At 74.7% G+C, this 15,057-nt stretch carries 14 protein-coding genes; 11 read left to right on the top strand and 3 right to left on the bottom strand.

Going from position 1 to position 15,057, the window contains the following annotated elements; translation table 11 throughout:
- Positions 1-119: 119 nt before the first annotated feature.
- The gene (locus tag ACLQ2W_RS30215; RefSeq protein WP_425790792.1) at positions 120-1,439 is read right to left on the bottom strand and encodes an ABC transporter substrate-binding protein; all 1,320 of its coding nucleotides are present in this window, start codon (positions 1,437-1,439) and stop codon (positions 120-122) included.
- Positions 1,440-1,773: 334 nt separating this feature from the next.
- Here ACLQ2W_RS30215 and ACLQ2W_RS30210 point away from each other — a divergent pair, with 334 nt between their 5' ends.
- The 10 genes from ACLQ2W_RS30210 (at position 1,774) to ACLQ2W_RS30165 (ending at position 13,704) form a co-directional block, all read left to right on the top strand.
- Positions 1,774-2,553: a pyrimidine reductase family protein gene (locus ACLQ2W_RS30210; RefSeq protein ID WP_425790849.1), complete on the top strand. Its 780-nt coding sequence runs from the start codon at positions 1,774-1,776 to the stop codon at positions 2,551-2,553.
- A 316-nt stretch (positions 2,554-2,869) separates the two neighbouring features.
- Positions 2,870-4,618, top strand: a complete 1,749-nt coding sequence (locus ACLQ2W_RS30205; RefSeq protein WP_281935217.1) for an ATP-binding protein — start codon at positions 2,870-2,872, stop codon at positions 4,616-4,618.
- A 13-nt stretch (positions 4,619-4,631) separates the two neighbouring features.
- Complete coding sequence (locus tag ACLQ2W_RS30200) at positions 4,632-5,780, top strand: exonuclease SbcCD subunit D (RefSeq protein ID WP_281935218.1); 1,149 nt, start codon at positions 4,632-4,634, stop codon at positions 5,778-5,780.
- Positions 5,780-8,254, top strand: a complete 2,475-nt coding sequence (locus ACLQ2W_RS30195; protein WP_425790789.1) for an AAA family ATPase — start codon at positions 5,780-5,782, stop codon at positions 8,252-8,254. Before ACLQ2W_RS30200 ends, ACLQ2W_RS30195 begins: the two co-directional genes overlap by 1 nt.
- Before the next feature lie 90 nt (positions 8,255-8,344).
- Complete coding sequence (locus tag ACLQ2W_RS30190; RefSeq protein WP_281935222.1) at positions 8,345-9,325, top strand: hypothetical protein; 981 nt, start codon at positions 8,345-8,347, stop codon at positions 9,323-9,325.
- On the top strand, positions 9,325-10,182 hold the full coding sequence (locus ACLQ2W_RS30185) for a spermidine synthase (protein WP_425790787.1): 858 nt from the start codon (positions 9,325-9,327) through the stop codon (positions 10,180-10,182). Before ACLQ2W_RS30190 ends, ACLQ2W_RS30185 begins: the two co-directional genes overlap by 1 nt.
- Positions 10,183-10,264: 82 nt before the next feature.
- Positions 10,265-10,966 carry a sigma-70 family RNA polymerase sigma factor gene (locus ACLQ2W_RS30180; RefSeq protein WP_425790785.1) on the top strand — a complete coding sequence of 234 codons (702 nt, stop codon included), beginning with the start codon at positions 10,265-10,267 and terminating at the stop codon, positions 10,964-10,966.
- Positions 10,963-11,745 carry an anti-sigma factor family protein gene (locus ACLQ2W_RS30175; RefSeq protein WP_425790783.1) on the top strand — a complete coding sequence of 261 codons (783 nt, stop codon included), beginning with the start codon at positions 10,963-10,965 and terminating at the stop codon, positions 11,743-11,745. The genes ACLQ2W_RS30180 and ACLQ2W_RS30175 overlap by 4 nt, the downstream gene beginning before the upstream one ends.
- 208 nt (positions 11,746-11,953) lie before the next feature.
- Positions 11,954-12,610, top strand: coding sequence for a COG4315 family predicted lipoprotein (locus ACLQ2W_RS30170; RefSeq protein WP_405093059.1), 657 nt, complete (start codon positions 11,954-11,956; stop codon positions 12,608-12,610).
- Positions 12,611-12,789: 179 nt separating this feature from the next.
- Entirely contained in the window at positions 12,790-13,704 is a 915-nt protein-coding gene (locus tag ACLQ2W_RS30165) for a DNA-3-methyladenine glycosylase family protein (protein ID WP_425790781.1), read from the top strand.
- Positions 13,705-13,708: 4 nt separating this feature from the next.
- Here ACLQ2W_RS30165 and ACLQ2W_RS30160 read toward each other — a convergent pair whose 3' ends face one another.
- Positions 13,709-14,236, bottom strand: coding sequence for a DUF1990 family protein (locus ACLQ2W_RS30160; RefSeq protein WP_425790779.1), 528 nt, complete (start codon positions 14,234-14,236; stop codon positions 13,709-13,711).
- Between the two features lie 45 nt (positions 14,237-14,281).
- Here ACLQ2W_RS30160 and ACLQ2W_RS30155 point away from each other — a divergent pair, with 45 nt between their 5' ends.
- Positions 14,282-14,758: a GNAT family N-acetyltransferase gene (locus tag ACLQ2W_RS30155; protein ID WP_425790777.1), complete on the top strand. Its 477-nt coding sequence runs from the start codon at positions 14,282-14,284 to the stop codon at positions 14,756-14,758.
- 17 nt (positions 14,759-14,775) lie between these two features.
- Here ACLQ2W_RS30155 and ACLQ2W_RS30150 read toward each other — a convergent pair whose 3' ends face one another.
- Positions 14,776-14,988 carry a hypothetical protein gene (locus ACLQ2W_RS30150; protein WP_425790776.1) on the bottom strand — a complete coding sequence of 71 codons (213 nt, stop codon included), beginning with the start codon at positions 14,986-14,988 and terminating at the stop codon, positions 14,776-14,778.
- Between the last annotated feature and the right edge of the window lie 69 nt (positions 14,989-15,057).

The following is a 15,057-nucleotide window of genomic DNA, read 5'->3' as shown; positions in this document are numbered from 1 at the left end:
GGAGTCCTTCTCCTCGGCCGGCGTCGCCCGCCTCACGGGCGACGCCGGGCTCTGCGGGCACCGCGGGTGGCGCCGGCAGCACGGGGCTGCCGACGCCACCCGCGAGCGGCTCAGCCGGATCACTTACCGGCGGCCGCACCGTTCTTCAAAGCCGCCTGCCACTGCTCGTCGGCGGACTTGCCCTGCTCCACGGCGCGCAGCGTGTTCTCCACGGCGGTGCGGACCGCGTTGTTCTTCGGGCCGAGGTAGACCGGCTTCAGGTCGGTGGCGCCGGCGGCGAAGATCTTGCCGACCGGGGCCTTGCTGAAGTAGTCGTTGGTCGAGTCGGCCACGGCCGGGTCGGTGAGCGCCTGCGGGTTCGACGGCAGGTTGCCGACCGCCTTGTACGCGCCGATCTGGCCCTTGGCGCTGGTCAGGAACTTGGCCAGCTCCGCGGCCTCCTTCTGGTGCTTGCTCGACTTCGGCACGCCGAGGAAGGAGCCGCCCCAGTTGCCGCCCGCGCCGGGGGCCTTGGCGATGTCCCACTTGCCGGCCGCCGCGTCACCGGCCTGGCCCTTGATCACACCGGTCATCCACGCCGGGCAGGCGATGGTGGCGAAGGTGCCGTTCTTGAAACCGGCGTTCCACTCGTTGGAGAAGGACTGCAGGTTGTTCGACAGCCCGGCGGAGATCATCTTGGTGGTGAGCTGGTACGCGGCCTGCACGTCCGGGTTCTGGTCGATGACCAGCTTGTTGCTCTTGTCGTAGTACGTGTAGCCGGTGCCCTGGCCCGCGACCTGCATCAGCACCACGTTGTAGAAGTTGGTCGCCGAGTCGACGAACTTGTGCTTCTTGTCGGCGCCGGCGAACTTCTGGCCGGCCTCGATGAACTTGTCCCAGGTCGGCCAGAGCGCGCCGACCTGCTCGCGGTCGGTGGGCAGGCCGGCGGCCTTGAACAGGTCGGTGCGGTAGCACAGCGCCATCGAGCCGACGTCGGTGCCGAGGCCCAGCACCTTGCCGTCGGGGGTGGTGCCCTGCTCCCACTTCCACGGCAGGAAGTTGCCCTTGAGGTCGTTCGCGCCGTGGTCGGCCAGGTTCACGAACTTGTCGGCCTGCGCGTAGAACTGGACGATCGTGCCCTCTTCGAGGGCCACCACGTCACCGGCGCCGGAGCCGGCGGTGATCTGCTGGGTCAGGCGGGTGTTGTAGTCGCCGAGACCGAGGCCCTTGCCGCGCTCCTGGATCTTGACGTTGGTGTGCTCGGCTTCGTACTGCTTGTACAGGTCTTCGTAGCCGAAGCCCTGGTCGCCGAAGACGTCGACGACCAGGGTGACCGGGCCGCCGCTGTCCCCGCCGCCTGACGAGTCGTCGTCATTGCCGCAGGCCGTGGCGCCGGCAAGCACCATGGCGGACGCGAGTGCGATGGCCGCAAAGCGCCGACGGTGAATCGGGACGCTCATCTTCAGACCCCTCTTTTCGGTGGTGAGGCGAGATATCTGTGTGGTGGGGGGTGCGTTTGGCGCCGGGCCGGAGCGGGCAGGAAGGAGATTCACACCACAGCCGGGAGCGCTCCCATGAGATTGCCGGCAGGTAACAGGGGTGTCAATAGGCCGCTGGGAGCGTTCCCATTTCGTTACCGCCTGCGCTCCGCCGCCCCGGCGCGGCATAGGCTGCCAGCATGATCTGCCGAGCCTGCCGGGAGCGGCGGCACCGCGACTGCCGTGGCCGGACGTGGTGCGACTGCCAACACCGCGCACCCGGGCCCACACCGCCGGTCACCGGGCCGGCCGGCGAATGAGCGGCGGCACCCCGATCGAACGGGTCTGGCCCGCCCCCGGGACCGGTCCGCTCACCGACCCGCAACTCACCGCGCTCTACGACCGGGCGGCGCAGCCGCACCTGCGGGTCAACTTCGTCGCCAGCGCGGACGGCGCGGTCACCCTGGACGACTATTCCGCCGGGCTCTCCGGCGAGCCGGACAAGCGCGTCTTCGGGCTGCTGCGGATGCTCTGCGACGGCCTGCTGGTGGCCGCCGGCACGCTGCGGCACGAGGGCTACGGCGCGGTCCGGCTGAGCGCCGACCGCCGCGCCTGGCGCCGCGAGCGGGGTCTGGCCGAGTTCCCGACGCTGGTGGTGGTCTCCGGCTCGCTCGACCTCGACCCGGCGCAGGGCTGCTTCGCCGACGCCCCGGTCCGGCCGCTGGTGCTCACCCGCTCCGGCGCCGTGCCACCGGCCGGGCTCACCGAGGTCGCCGACCTGATCCCTTGCGGCACCGACCACGTCGACCTGGCCGCCGGGCTGGCCGAGCTGCGCCGCCGCGGGCTGGGCCAGGTGCTCTGCGAGGGCGGCCCGCACCTGTTCGGCGCGCTCACCGCCGCCGACCTGGTCGACGAGCTGTGCCTGACCGTGGCGCCGCTGCTCGCCGGCGCCGGCCCCGGCCGGATCACCGCCGGGCCCGGCAGCGCCGCACGCCCCCTGCCACTGCGACACGTACTGGCCGCCGCCGACGGCGTGCTGATGCTGCGCTACACCCGCGACCCGGGCAACCCGCCGCCCACCACCCCCACCCCCTGACCACCCCACCCCACCCCACCCCCGCCGATGACGCGCAGATTCTCGGAAAGAGTCGTCATTTCGCCCGGGACAGGCCCGCTTTCCGTGAATCAGCGCGCAGTCGTACGGCGTGACGGCCCGGCTCTCCGTCCTCTTGCGGGATCGCCCGCCGAGGGGCACGTCGGGAGCGGGAATCACACGTTGCGTGTTCGCCCGGATCCGCCCGGCGAGCGGCCGGCGTGGCGTCCGACGCGTCGCGTGGCAACCTGTCGCATCCCTCGGGCAGGATGCAGGACGTGCGCCGCCAATCCGACGACCAGCCGACCGGAGACCGCCGATGACCGACGACCAGCTCGACGGGCCCGGCGAGGGGGTCGGCCGGGTGCTCGGCACCGCCGACGCCACCCCGCTCACCTTCTGGACGGCCGTCGCCCCGGGGAGCTACCTGCAACTCGACGACGTGGTGGTGACCCGACGCGAGCTGCCCGACCGGGAGCCGGTGACCATCGCCGGCGTGGTGACCCAGGTGCGCGCCCGGCACGAGGGGGCGCAGTTCGACTCCGACGTCTTCGCCATCGCCGACGGCACGCTGCCCGCGCAGGTGCAGGAGGCCGCCGAGATCACCACCACCCGGGTCGATCCGGAGTTCTACGTCCCGCCCACGCCGGGCGCGGTGGTGCACCGGGCCGAGGGTGACGCCCGCGCCCGGGCGCTGCACTTCGACCGGATGGAGCGGCGGATCCCGATGGGGATGGGCCGCGACGGCGTGCCGGTCTACCTCAACGCCGACTTCCTCGACGGCACCCGGGGCGCGCACGTCTCCATCTCCGGCATCTCCGGGGTGGCCACCAAGACCAGCTTCGCCACCTTCCTGCTCTACTCGGTGTTCCGCTCCGGCGTGCTCGGCGGCGACGCGGTCAACGCCAAGGCGCTGATCTTCAACGTCAAGGGCGAGGACCTGCTCTTCCTCGACCACCCGAACACCCGGCTCGACGACCCGACCCGCGCGGCGTACGCGAAGCTCGGTCTCGACGCCGGCGCGTTCCCCGACGTGCGGGTCTACGCCCCGCCCCGGGTCGGTGACTCCTCCGGCACGCCGGACGTGAGCAGCCGGCTCACCGGCGTGGACAGCTTCTACTGGACGCTGAGCGAGTTCTGCGCCGACCGGCTGCTGCCCTACGTGTTCGCCGACGCCGACGACGAGCGCCAGCAATACACCATGGTGGTCCACTCGGTCGCCGCCCACCTGGCCCGATACGCCCAGCCCGCCGACGGCGGGGTGAGCATCGACGGGGTCCGCCTCGGCTCCTACGCCGACCTGGTCGACCACGTGGTCGAGCAGCTCAACGACGACGAGACCCGGGGCGACTGGGCCGGCAGCGCGGTCGGCCTGGGCACCGTCAACGCGTTCGCCCGCCGGCTCATCGGCAGCAAGAAGGACCTGGGCCGGCTCATCCGCGGTGACCTGGCCACCCGCCGCCCGCACTCGATCAACACCGCGGAGAGCGCCCAGGTCACCGTGGTCGACCTGCACAACCTGCCGGACCGCGCGCAGCGCTTCGTGGTCGGCGTGACGCTCAAGAGCGAGTTCGAGCGCAAGGAGAAGGCCGGCACCGCCAAGCCGTTGCTCTTCGTCGTGCTCGACGAGTTGAACAAGTACGCGCCCCGCGAGGGCTCCTCCCCGATCAAGGAGGTGCTGCTCGACATCGCCGAGCGGGGCCGCTCGCTGGGGGTGATCCTGGTCGGCGCGCAGCAGACCGCGAGCGAGGTGGAGCGGCGGATCGTCACCAACTCGGCGATCCGGGTGGTCGGCCGGCTCGACCCGGCCGAGGCGTCCCGCCCGGAGTACGGCTTCCTGCCGCCCGCCCAACGCCAGCGGGCGCTGCTGGCCAAGCCCGGCACCATGTTCGTCAACCAGCCGGACATCCCGGTGCCGCTCTGCCTGGAGTTCCCGTTCCCGGCGTGGGCCACCCGGGTCTCCGAGGCGGGCCGCGCCCCGTCGGAGACGCTACGGTCGATCACGCAGGCCGCCGACCCGTTCGCGGTGGTCGGCTCCGGCACCTCCGACGACGACATCCCGTTCTAGGCGGCGACCCACCATGAAGATCCTGCACACCTCCGACTGGCACGTCGGCAAGGTCCTCAAGGGGCAGTCCCGGGCCGAGGAGCACACGCAGGTCCTCGCCCAGGTGATCGACATCGCCCGCGAGGAACGGCCCGACCTGGTGATCGTCGCCGGTGACCTCTACGACACCGCCGCGCCGACGCCGGAGGCGACCCGGCTGGTCACCCGCGCGCTGACCGCGTTGCGCCGCACCGGCGCCGACGTGCTGGCGATCGGTGGCAACCACGACAACGGCGCGGCGCTCGACGCGCTGCGCCCGTGGGCCGACGCCGCCGGCATCACGCTGCGCGGCAGCGTGCGGGAGAATCCGGCCGAGCACGTCATCGACGGGGTGACCCGCGACGGCGAGCGGTGGCGGGTCGCCGCGCTGCCGTTCCTGTCCCAGCGCTACGCGGTCCGCGCGGTGGAGATGTACGCGCTCACCCCGGCCGAGGCCAACCAGACCTACGCCGACCATCTCGGCCGGGTGCTCGACAAGCTGGCCGAGGGCTTCACCGAGCCGGACCGGGTGCACCTGGTCACCGCGCACCTCACCGTGGTCGGGGCGAGCACCGGCGGCGGCGAGCGGGACGCGCACACCGTGCTCGGCTACGCGGTGCCGGCGACCGTCTTCCCGGGCAACGCGCACTACGTGGCGCTGGGCCACCTGCACCGCTCCCAGCGGGTGATCGGCCCCTGCCCGATCCGCTACAGCGGCAGCCCGCTCGCGGTCGACTTCGGCGAGCAGGAGAACGTCGGCTCGGTGACGATCGTGGAGGTCACCGCCACCACCGCCGCCCGGATCCGGGAGGTGCCGGTGCCCGGCGCGGTGCCGCTGCGCACGGTGCGGGGCACTCTCGCGCAGCTCGCCGAGATCGAGCCGCCGGACGGCTGGCTGCGGGTCTTCGTCCGGGAGCAACCCCGGGCCGGGCTGCGCGAGGAGGTCCAGGAGCTGCTCCCCCGCGCGCTGGAGATCCGGATCGACCCGGAGCTGATGCCGGCGCCGGGCAGCGGCACCCGCACCGCCCAGCGGGCCGGCCGCTCGCCGCGCGAGCTGTTCGCCGACTACCTGGGCAGCCGTGGGCACGCCGATGACGGCGTACGGGAACTCTTCGACGAGCTGCTCGAGGAGGTGGAGCACTGATGCGGCCGATGCGGCTGGACATGGCCGGCTTCACCGTGTTCCGCGAGGAGACCACCGTCGACTTCACCGACGCCGACTTCTTCGCGCTGGTCGGGCCGACCGGTTCGGGCAAGTCGACGGTGCTCGACGCGATCTGCTTCGCGCTCTACGGCACGGTGCCACGCTGGGGCGGCACGCGCGGGCTGGCCAACGCGCTGGCCCCGTCGGCCGCCGAGGCCCGGGTCCGGCTGGTCTTCGAGTCCGCCGGCGACCGGTACGTCGCCACCCGGGTGGTCCGCCGCGACGGCCGGGGGACGGTGAAGACGGCCAACGCCGGGCTCCAGCTCATGCCGCCCGGCTTCGACGTGACCAAGCTGGACACCGGGCTCAGCCCGGAGGATCTGGGCGACGTGGTGGCCGGTACGCCGGCCGAGATGGAGCAGGCCGTGCTGGACGCGGTCGGGCTGCCGTACGAGCAGTTCACCTCGTGCGTGGTGCTGCCGCAGGGGCAGTTCGCCGACTTCCTGCACGCGAAGCCGGCGACCCGTCAGCAGATCCTGGTGAACCTGCTCGGGCTGGGCGTCTACGAGGACGTGCAGAAGAAGGCGGTCGAGCGCGCCGGGCAGGCCGAGGCGAAGCTGGAGACGGTCGACAAGGTGCTCGGCGGTCTCGCCGACGTGGACGACGCGCGGCTGGCCGACGCCCGGGGCCGGGTCGAGGCGGTGCGGGAGCTGGCCGGGGCGGTCGCGGCGGCCGTACCGGAACTGGAACAGGCCCGGGCCACGGCCGGTGAGCGGGCCGCGGCGCTGGCCGCGCTCGACGCCGAGCTGGGCGTGCTGGCCGGGGTCCGGCCGCCGGACGGCACCGCCGAGCTGGCCCGCGCGGTGGCCGCGGCCCGGGTGGCCGTCGACGAGGCGACCGCGGCGGTCGGGCTGGCCGAGGAGCGCGAGGAGAAACTGCGCGGCGAGTTGGCCGCGGCCGGCGACGAGAGCGCGGCGCGCCTGCTGCTGCGGGCGTACGCCGACCGGGAGCGGTTGACCGGCGAGGCGGCGACGGTCCGCGCGGCGGTCGACGCGGCGCGGGCCGAGCACGACACCGCGGTCGCGGCGCTGGACGCGGCGCGGGCCGCCGCCGAGCGGGCCGAGGTCGAGCTGGAGGCGGCGTTCCGGGCGCACGACGAGGCGAAGGCCGCCGACCAGGCGGTGGCGCTGCGGGCGCACCTGGTCGACGGCGCGCCGTGCCCGGTGTGCGAGCAGGTGGTCCTCGCCGTGCCGGCGGTGCCGAAGGGGTCGGCGGTGAGTCGGGCGCTCGCGGCCGGCAAGGCGGCGCGGGCGGCCAGCGAGGCCGCAAAGCGGGTGGTGGCCGAGCGCGACGCCGCCGCCCGTGACCTGGACCGGGTGCTGCTGCGGGTCCGGGCCGAGCAGGACGGGCTCGCCGCGCGGCTGGCCGAGCTGGACGGGCAGCTCGCGGACGCCGCCGCGCCGGAGGCGCTGCGCCGGTCGCTGGCCGAGCACGCCCGGCTCCGGACGGCGTTGGACGAGGCCGGTGGCGCGGTGCGGGCCGGTCGGGAGGCCGCCCGGCGGGCACGGGGCACGCTCGACGGCGCGCAGGACCGGCTGCGCCGGGCGTGGCGCGACTTCGACGCGGTGCGGGACGGGCTGGCCCGGTTCGGCCCGCCGGCCGCCGACCGGGACGACGTGGCGTCGGCCTGGGCGGCGCTGGCCGGTTGGGCGGGCGAGCAGGCCGACCGGCGGCGGGCCGACCGGGGCGGGTTGGCCGGGTCGGTGGACGCGGCCCGGCGGGCGGCGGCCGAGGTGTCCGACCGGATCGGCGCGTTGTTCACCGCCGCCGGGCTGGACGCGCCGGACGATCCGCTGCGCGACGCCGCGGTGGCGGTGGAGCGGGCCGAGGCGGAGTTGCGTCGGCTGACCGAGCGTCGCGAGCAGGCGACCGAGCTGCGGGAGCAGCGGGCCGGCCACGAGCAGCAGGCGCGGGTGGCCCGCGCGCTCGCGAGCCACCTGCGGGCCAACAACTTCGAGCGCTGGCTGCTCACCGAGGCGCTGGACCTGCTTGTCGACGGCGCGTCGCGGATCCTGCGGGAGCTGTCCGGCGGGCAGTACGACCTGGTGCACGACAAGGGTGAGTTCTTCGTGGTCGACCACCACGACGCCGGGCTGCGGCGCGGGGTGCGGACGCTGTCCGGCGGGGAGACGTTCCAGGCGTCGCTGGCGCTGGCGTTGGCGTTGTCGGAGCAGTTGGCCGGCATGTCGACGAGCGCGGCGAGCCTGGAGTCGATCGTGCTGGACGAGGGTTTCGGCACGCTGGACGCGGCCACGCTGGACACGGTCGCCGCCACGCTGGAGAGCCTGGCCGCCCGGGGGGACCGGATGGTCGGGGTGGTCACCCACGTGCCGGCGCTGGCCGAGCGGATCCCGGTCCGCTTCGAGGTCCGCAAGGACGCCCGCACCGCCCGCATCGAGCGGACCGGCCTGTGAGCGCGAGGAGTGCAGCGCAGCGGAGCCCCGCAGTCGCGAACGAAAGGCCGGCACGGTGAGGGCGCGCGACGGCGCGCGGCGGGACGCCACGTGACCGGGCCGTCCCGGGCCGGCGCCCGGTTCTTCGTCGACTCGTGGGACCCGGCGTACGGGGCGTCGTTCGAGGCGGCCGGCGGGACCGGGCCGGCGACGCCGAGCAGCGCCCAGGTGGAGGCCGACGTCGAACTGCCGGTCACCGACTGGCGGGCGATCGATCCCCGTCCCGGGGTGCGGTCGCCGGACGTGGTGCTGCTCGTCGACGGCGTCCGCCGGATCGACGCCAGCGTCTGGACGGCCGAGGAGGACGGCGGCTCGTTCCCCGGCATCGCCGCCTCGTACGCGGCCGGGGTGGTCCGCTGCGACCTGGACCGGGGCGCCGCCGAGCTGGCCGGCGCCCGGGTGGGCCGGGGGTTGTTCACCGCCAGCCCGTCGGCACAGGAGGTGGTGGCCGGTTCGGTCCGCTACCCGGTGCACCGGGTCGGCGGCACCGGCGAGCTGAGCAAGCTGCCGGCCGCGGTGCAGGGCCCGCTGACCGCGCTGGAGGTGGCCGTCTCGGACGCGGTCCGCGCCGACGGTGACCTGCTGGTGGTGGACGGTCCGCTGCGCAGCCGCCGGAACCTGCCGCGCACCCTGGGTTACATCAAGACCCAGCACAGCCAGTATCTCGACGCCCGGCTGACCGCGGTGGTGACCGGGCTGGCGCCGGGCCAGCGCTGCCCGGTGTTCCGGCTGGGCACGGCGTGGGGCGGCTGGTCGTGGTATCTGCGCCTGCCGGTGGCCGCCGGGGCGCCGTGGGCGGGCATCGTCCGGATGGAGTGCTCGGCCGAGCTGACCGTGCCGGAGGCGGTCGCGCTGGCGGACCTGTCCCTGGTCACGTTGCCCCGGTTCGCGTCCACCCCGTACAAGGACCCGCGGGCCCCGCAGAACCTGGTGCCGATCGCCGGGTTGGAGCGCAAGCTGCGCGGGATGCTCGGCGACGCGCGGCTGCTGCACCGGGTGCTCACCTCGGCGGCGCGTGGGATGCGGCGCTGATGGGCCGGCGACGGGACGCCGACCGGGTGGCGGCGGACGTCGACACCGGGCGGGCCGAGCTGGTGCCGGACCGGGACCGTCCCGGCTCGTGGACGCTGCTGCTGGACGGCACCCCGCAGTCGCATGTGGACCTGACCGACCCGACGCACCTGGAGTTCGAGTACGTCCGGCGGCTGGCCGCCGCGATCGACCTGGTCGCGCCCGCCGGCGCGCCGTTGCGGGTGCTGCACCTGGGCGGCGGCGCGCTGACGCTGCCCCGGTACGTGCAGGCCACCCGGCCCGGTTCGACGTCTCGGGTCTCCGAGGTGGACGGCGCGTTGGTGGAGCTGGTCCGGCGGGAGCTGCCCTGGCCGGCCGATCCCCGGTTGCGGGTGCGGGTGGCCGACGCCCGCGCCACGCTGTCGTCCAGCCGGGACGGCGGCTACGACGTGATCGTCGCGGACGTCTTCGCCGGCGCCCGCACCCCGGCCCACCTGACCTCGGTGGAGTTCGCCGCCGAGGTGGCCCGGGTGCTGGCGCCGGACGGCTGCTACCTGGCGAACATCGCCGACGGCCCGCCGCTGCGGCACGCCCGGGGGCAGGTCGCCACCGTGCGGACCGTGCTGCCCCGAGCCTGCCTGGTGGGCGACGCGGCGGTGCTGCGCGGCCGGCGGTACGGCAATCTGGTGCTGGTGGCGTCCCGGGTGGAGCCGCCGGTGCCGGAGCTGTCCCGGCGCGCGGCCGGCGACTGGTTCCCGGGCCGGGTGGTGGCCGGTGACGAGCTGGACCGCTTCGCCGGCGGCGTCCCGGTGGTCTCCGACGCGGACGCGGTGGACTCCACCCCGCCGCCACCGGGAATTTTTTCCGTCAAACGTTGATCCGATCGGCGGGGCGCTGCGTATCACCGGGCGGCCATGCCCGTGGGGGGCCGGCTGATGTCATTGGACACCGGAGGTCTGCATGCATGCGGTGGCGGCCGGCTGGCACGGCGAGGTGGCGCGGCCCGGGTGGATGTTCGCCCGGGCACAGCCACACTCCCGCGCGTCACGTTCGGGTCGGGGGGTCGACGCACGTCCCGCCGATCGCCAGAATGACCCGGTGCCGCCTCGACCCGCCCCCGGACGCCACCAGGCGACCTCCGCCGAGGCCAGCCACTCCGACCAGTTGATCCGCCTGCTCTACGCGGAGCACGCCGGCCCGCTGCTGATGTTCGTGATGCGACTGACCGGTGGGGACCGGCAGCGCGCCGAGGACATCGTGCAGGAGACGCTGCTGCGGGCCTGGCGCAACGCGCACCGCCTCGGCGTGCAGGGTGGTCCGGGCTCGCTGCGCCCCTGGCTGGTCACGGTGGCCCGGCGGATCGCCATCGACGAGCACCGCAGCGAACAGGCCCGCCCGGCGGAGACGTACGACCGGGACCTGACCGCGTTCGCCGAGTCGGACAGCACCGACCGGGTGCTGCGCACGATGACCGTCGCGGACGCGCTGCGTACGCTCAGCCAGTCGCACCGGGAGATCCTGGTGGCGACGTACTTCCGGGGTCGTACCGTGCCGGAGGCGGCGGAGGAGCTGGGCCTGCCGCTGGGCACCGCGAAGTCCCGGGTCTACTACGCGCTGCGCGCGCTGCGCACGGCTCTGCAGGAGAGGGGGGTGACGGAATGAGCCGGGCCGACCACATGGACGTCGCCGCGTACGCGCTCGGCGTGCTGGATCCGCAGGACATGGAACGGTTCGAGGAGCACCTGGCCACCTGCTGGGCGTGCGCGGCGGAGCTGGAGACGATGGTCCCGGTGGTGGGGATGCTCTCCGGCATCGACGGCGAGGCGATGGCCGCGTTGGAGCAGACCCACACCGATCCGGCGCTGCTGGACCGGACGCTGGTGGCGGTACGACGGGACCGGCGGCGTACCCGGGTCCGGCAGTTGCTGGCCACCGCGGCGGCCGTGGTGGTGTTCGGCGGTCTGAGCGGCGTCGCGGCCGGGTTCCTCGGCGACGACCCGCCGTCGACGCCGCAGGCCGGGCCGACGCAGAGCGTGCCGACCGCGGCGCCGAGCAGCGAGCCGACCGACCCGAACCGGCCGGGTGTCGGCGGCGAGAAGGACATCGAGGGCGACGAGCACAACGCCACCGATCCGGGCACCGGCGTGACGACCACGATGTGGCTGGCGAAGAAGGAGTACGGCACGCAGATCGCCGTGCAGCTCAGCCGGCTGCCCGGGCCGCGCACCTGCCGGCTGGTGGTGGTGCGCAGGAACGCCACGAGCGAGGTGGTGGGCACCTGGTCGGTGCCGGGCGGCGGCTACGGCACCAACCAGAACCCACTCGCGCTGGAGCTGAGCGCGTCGACCTCGGCACCGCTGGCCGACATCGAGAAGGTTCAGGTGCAGTCCGTGGACGTCAACGGCGTGGCGAGCCCGTTGGTGACCGTCTCCGACCTCTGAACCCACCGCGCCGACGGCGCCGGGCGGCCACGGCCGTCCGGCGCCGTCGTGTCGTTTCCGGACCGATCCCTCCCGTCGTGGTGGCGCACGGGCCACGGACCGGATCGGTTCAATCCGTCCACTGTGAAATGGCCCACCCTTTTGACTTCAACCTTGACAGCACCGTCGCCCGTACTACCCGGCGAACTGCCAAGAACGAGGAGGGCACGTGGCACACCACATGCGGACGACCGTCATCGTCGCGAGCGCGATGGTCGCACTTACGGCCTGCGCCCCCGCAGGCTACGACGGGGCGAACTCGAGCGCGGCGGAGCCGGTCGCCGTCGCCGCGGCCGAACCCACCGCGGCGGCCGAGCCGGAGGCGTCGGCCCCCCCGGAGACGCCCGCCGCCGACCAGGCGCCCCCGTCGGACGTGAAACTCACCGACGAGCTGGTCGGCAAGAAGCTGCCCCGGATGGGCAAGGTCGTCACCGACCAGGACGGCTGGGTGCTGTACCGGTTCGACAAGGACTCGTCGAACCCGGCGCAGTCCAACTGCGTGGACAAGTGCGCCGAGGTCTGGCCGCCGGCGCTGACCGACGGCAACCCGCAGCTCCAGGGCGTCTCCGACGACAAGGTCGGCACCGTCACCCGCCAGGACGGCACCCGGCAGATCACCATCGGGGACTGGCCGGTCTACCGCTACATCGGGGACAAGAAGCCGGGCCAGTGGAAGGGCCAGGGCGTCGGCGGCACCTGGTTCGTCGTGGACCCGAACGGCAAGAAGAACCTGACCTGCCTGCCGACCGGCACCCCGAAGGCGGTCGCCCCGCCGGCGTCGGGTGGCTCCGGCGACTCGGGCGGCGGCTCGGACTACTCGTACTGACCGCACCGGACACGGTGACCGGCCGCCGCCGGGGAGGGCGCGGCCGGTCACCGTCGTGGACCCGGGAGGCGGGGCGTACCGGCATCGCCCCGCCTCCCGGCACCGACCCCACCGCCGCGCGCCCGAGGGTGCGCGGCGGTGTCCGTCGTCACGGCGGAGCCGCGTGGCAGAGTGGCGGGGTGACCTCGCCCGCCGCCCGCCGTACGCTGCGCCCCCCGGCCGGCTACCGGCTGGCCGCCTCGGTGCGGGCGTTGACCTTCAGCCCGTACGACCCGTGCGCGCGGATCGCCGCCGGCAGCTTCTGGTGGGCCACCCGCACCCCGGCCGGTCCGGCCACGCTGGCGCTGCGCCCCGAGGCCGGCGAGCTGGTCGCCGAGGGATACGGCCCGGGCGCGGCGTGGGTGGTCGACCGCGCCGACCGGGTGTCCGGGCTGGCCGACGACCTGACCGGCTTCGCCGCGCTGGCCGCCACGCACCCGCTGGTGGCCCGGCTGGCCCACCAGCACCACGGGTTGCGGATGCCGGCCACCGGCCAGGTGTTCCCCCGGCTGCTGCGGGCCGTCTTCGAGCAGAAGGTCACCGGCAAGGAGGCCTACCGGGCGTACGCGGCGACCGTGCGGCACTTCCGCGAGCCGGCGCCGGGGCCGCTGCAACCGCTGCTGCTGCCGCCGACGCCGGACGCGGTGGCCGCCACGCCGTACTGGGTGTTCCACCCGTTCGGGGTGGAGCAGCGGCGGGCCGACACGCTGCGCCGCGCCGCCGCCGTCGCGGACCGGCTGGAACGCTGCGCGGACGCCGCCGAGGCGACCCGCCGGCTCACCGCGATCCCCGGCATCGGGCCGTGGACCGCCGCCGAGGTGGTCCGGATCGCGTACGGGGACCCGGACGCGGTCAGCGTCGGCGACTACCACGTGCCGAACACGGTGGCCTGGGCGCTGGCCGGCGAACCGCGCGGCGACGACGCCCGGATGCTGGCGCTGCTGGAGCCGTTCCGGGGCCACCGGGGGCGGGTGTGCGTGCTGCTGGAGGCCGCCGGCGTGCAGGCGCCGAAGTACGGCCCGCGCGCCCCGATCCGCTCGTTCGCCCGCTACTGAGCGGTCACCCGCCGGCGCAGAGCCGACGCAGCGTCCGCCCCAGCCACCACGCGTACCCGAGCTGGAAGCCCCGGGTGACCGGCCCGGCGGCACGCACGTACCAGTGGGCCGGCCGGCTGAACGCGGTCACCTCGAACCAGGTCCCGTCCGCGCCGCGGGTGACCAGGAACGCCTCCTCGCCGATCTCCGGGTGCCCGGGCAGCGTGCCGTAGCCGAAGCCGGCCCGGTCCGGCTCGTCCACGGCCCAGACCACCTCGGTCGGCCCCCAGATCCGCGCCGGCCCGACGCCCAGCCCCGGCGTGACCCGCACCCCGGGCGCGGCGCGCGGCGCGTCGGCGCGCATCACCACGCCGGCGGCGCGGTGCAGCCGCCAGCCGAGCACCGCGTCCGCCGCGAGCGGGAACGCGCCGTCCGGCAGCCGGACCCGGTGGCGCAGGTGGTGGTAGCCGGCCGGCCGGCCGCCGTCGCGGGTCGCGCCCACCTCGGGGTACGTCAACTCGGGCACGTCGGCCACCTCCTCGCGCGGGGACAAGCGCCAGGGTACGTCCGCCCGGGGCGGATGTGGTGAGCTGACCCGGTGACCGACGACGTGACAATCGCCCCCGCCGTCGTCGCGGACGCCGGTGAGATCCTCACCGTGCAACGTGCCGCGTACCTGGTGGAGGCGCAGCGGTACCGGGACGTGTTCCTGCCCCCGCTGACCGAGACGCTGGACGAGGTCCGGGCGGCGCTGGCCGGCCCGGTCGTGGTGCTCGCCGCCCGGCGCGGGACCCGCCTGGTCGGCTCGGTGCGGGCCCGCCTCGACGGCGACACCGCCCACGTCGGCCGCCTCGCGGTCGCCCCGGACCAGCAGGGACGCGGCATCGGCGGGCGGCTGCTGGCCGCGGTGGAGCACGCCTGCGCCGGCCGGGTGACGCGGTTCGCGTTGTTCACCGGCGCGCGGAGCGCGGACAACCTGAGCCTGTACGCCCGGCGCGGTTACCGGGTGGTGGCGCACCGGCCGGACGAGAACGGCAACCGGTTGGCGGTGCTGGAGAAGGTCAGCGCCGGCTGAGGGCCGGTTCAGGCAGGTCAGGCGGCCTCGTGGAGGTCGGCCAGGCCGACCGGCGCGTACCGCCGGAGCAGACGCTCCAGCTCGGCCACGGAGCCCACCTCGCCGACGACGTTCGCGCCGCCGCCGTGCTCCGCCGGGTAGCGGTGCACGAGGCGGTAGCGGTACCGCCCCCGGACCAGTTCCACGCTGACCCGCCAGCGACCGCAGCATCCGCAGCTCCACTCCGGCACGCCGCGACGGTAGCTCTGACCTGCGGTTTCGCCATCCGGTCGCGGGTGACGAAGGGCGCGCGGCGGGAC

This window comes from Micromonospora sp. DT227 (genome assembly GCF_049841835.1).
Classification (GTDB): Bacteria; Actinomycetota; Actinomycetes; order Mycobacteriales; family Micromonosporaceae; genus Micromonospora.
Note: the sequence above shows the minus strand (reverse complement) of the source record. Positions and strands in the feature narration are given on the sequence as shown.

Excerpts from the sequence above, each read along its gene's own strand:
- ACLQ2W_RS30210 (WP_425790849.1), top strand. The coding sequence starts at position 1,774 with ATGAGCGGCGGCACCCCGATCGAACGGGTCTGGCCCGCCCCCGGGACC.
- ACLQ2W_RS30200 (WP_281935218.1), top strand. The coding sequence starts at position 4,632 with ATGAAGATCCTGCACACCTCCGACTGGCACGTCGGCAAGGTCCTCAAG.
- ACLQ2W_RS30195 (WP_425790789.1), top strand. The coding sequence starts at position 5,780 with ATGCGGCCGATGCGGCTGGACATGGCCGGCTTCACCGTGTTCCGCGAG.
- ACLQ2W_RS30205 (WP_281935217.1), top strand. The coding sequence starts at position 2,870 with ATGACCGACGACCAGCTCGACGGGCCCGGCGAGGGGGTCGGCCGGGTG.
- ACLQ2W_RS30175 (WP_425790783.1), top strand. The coding sequence starts at position 10,963 with ATGAGCCGGGCCGACCACATGGACGTCGCCGCGTACGCGCTCGGCGTG.
- ACLQ2W_RS30185 (WP_425790787.1), top strand. The coding sequence starts at position 9,325 with ATGGGCCGGCGACGGGACGCCGACCGGGTGGCGGCGGACGTCGACACC.
- ACLQ2W_RS30215 (WP_425790792.1), bottom strand. The coding sequence starts at position 1,439 with ATGAGCGTCCCGATTCACCGTCGGCGCTTTGCGGCCATCGCACTCGCG.
- ACLQ2W_RS30180 (WP_425790785.1), top strand. The coding sequence starts at position 10,265 with ATGCATGCGGTGGCGGCCGGCTGGCACGGCGAGGTGGCGCGGCCCGGG.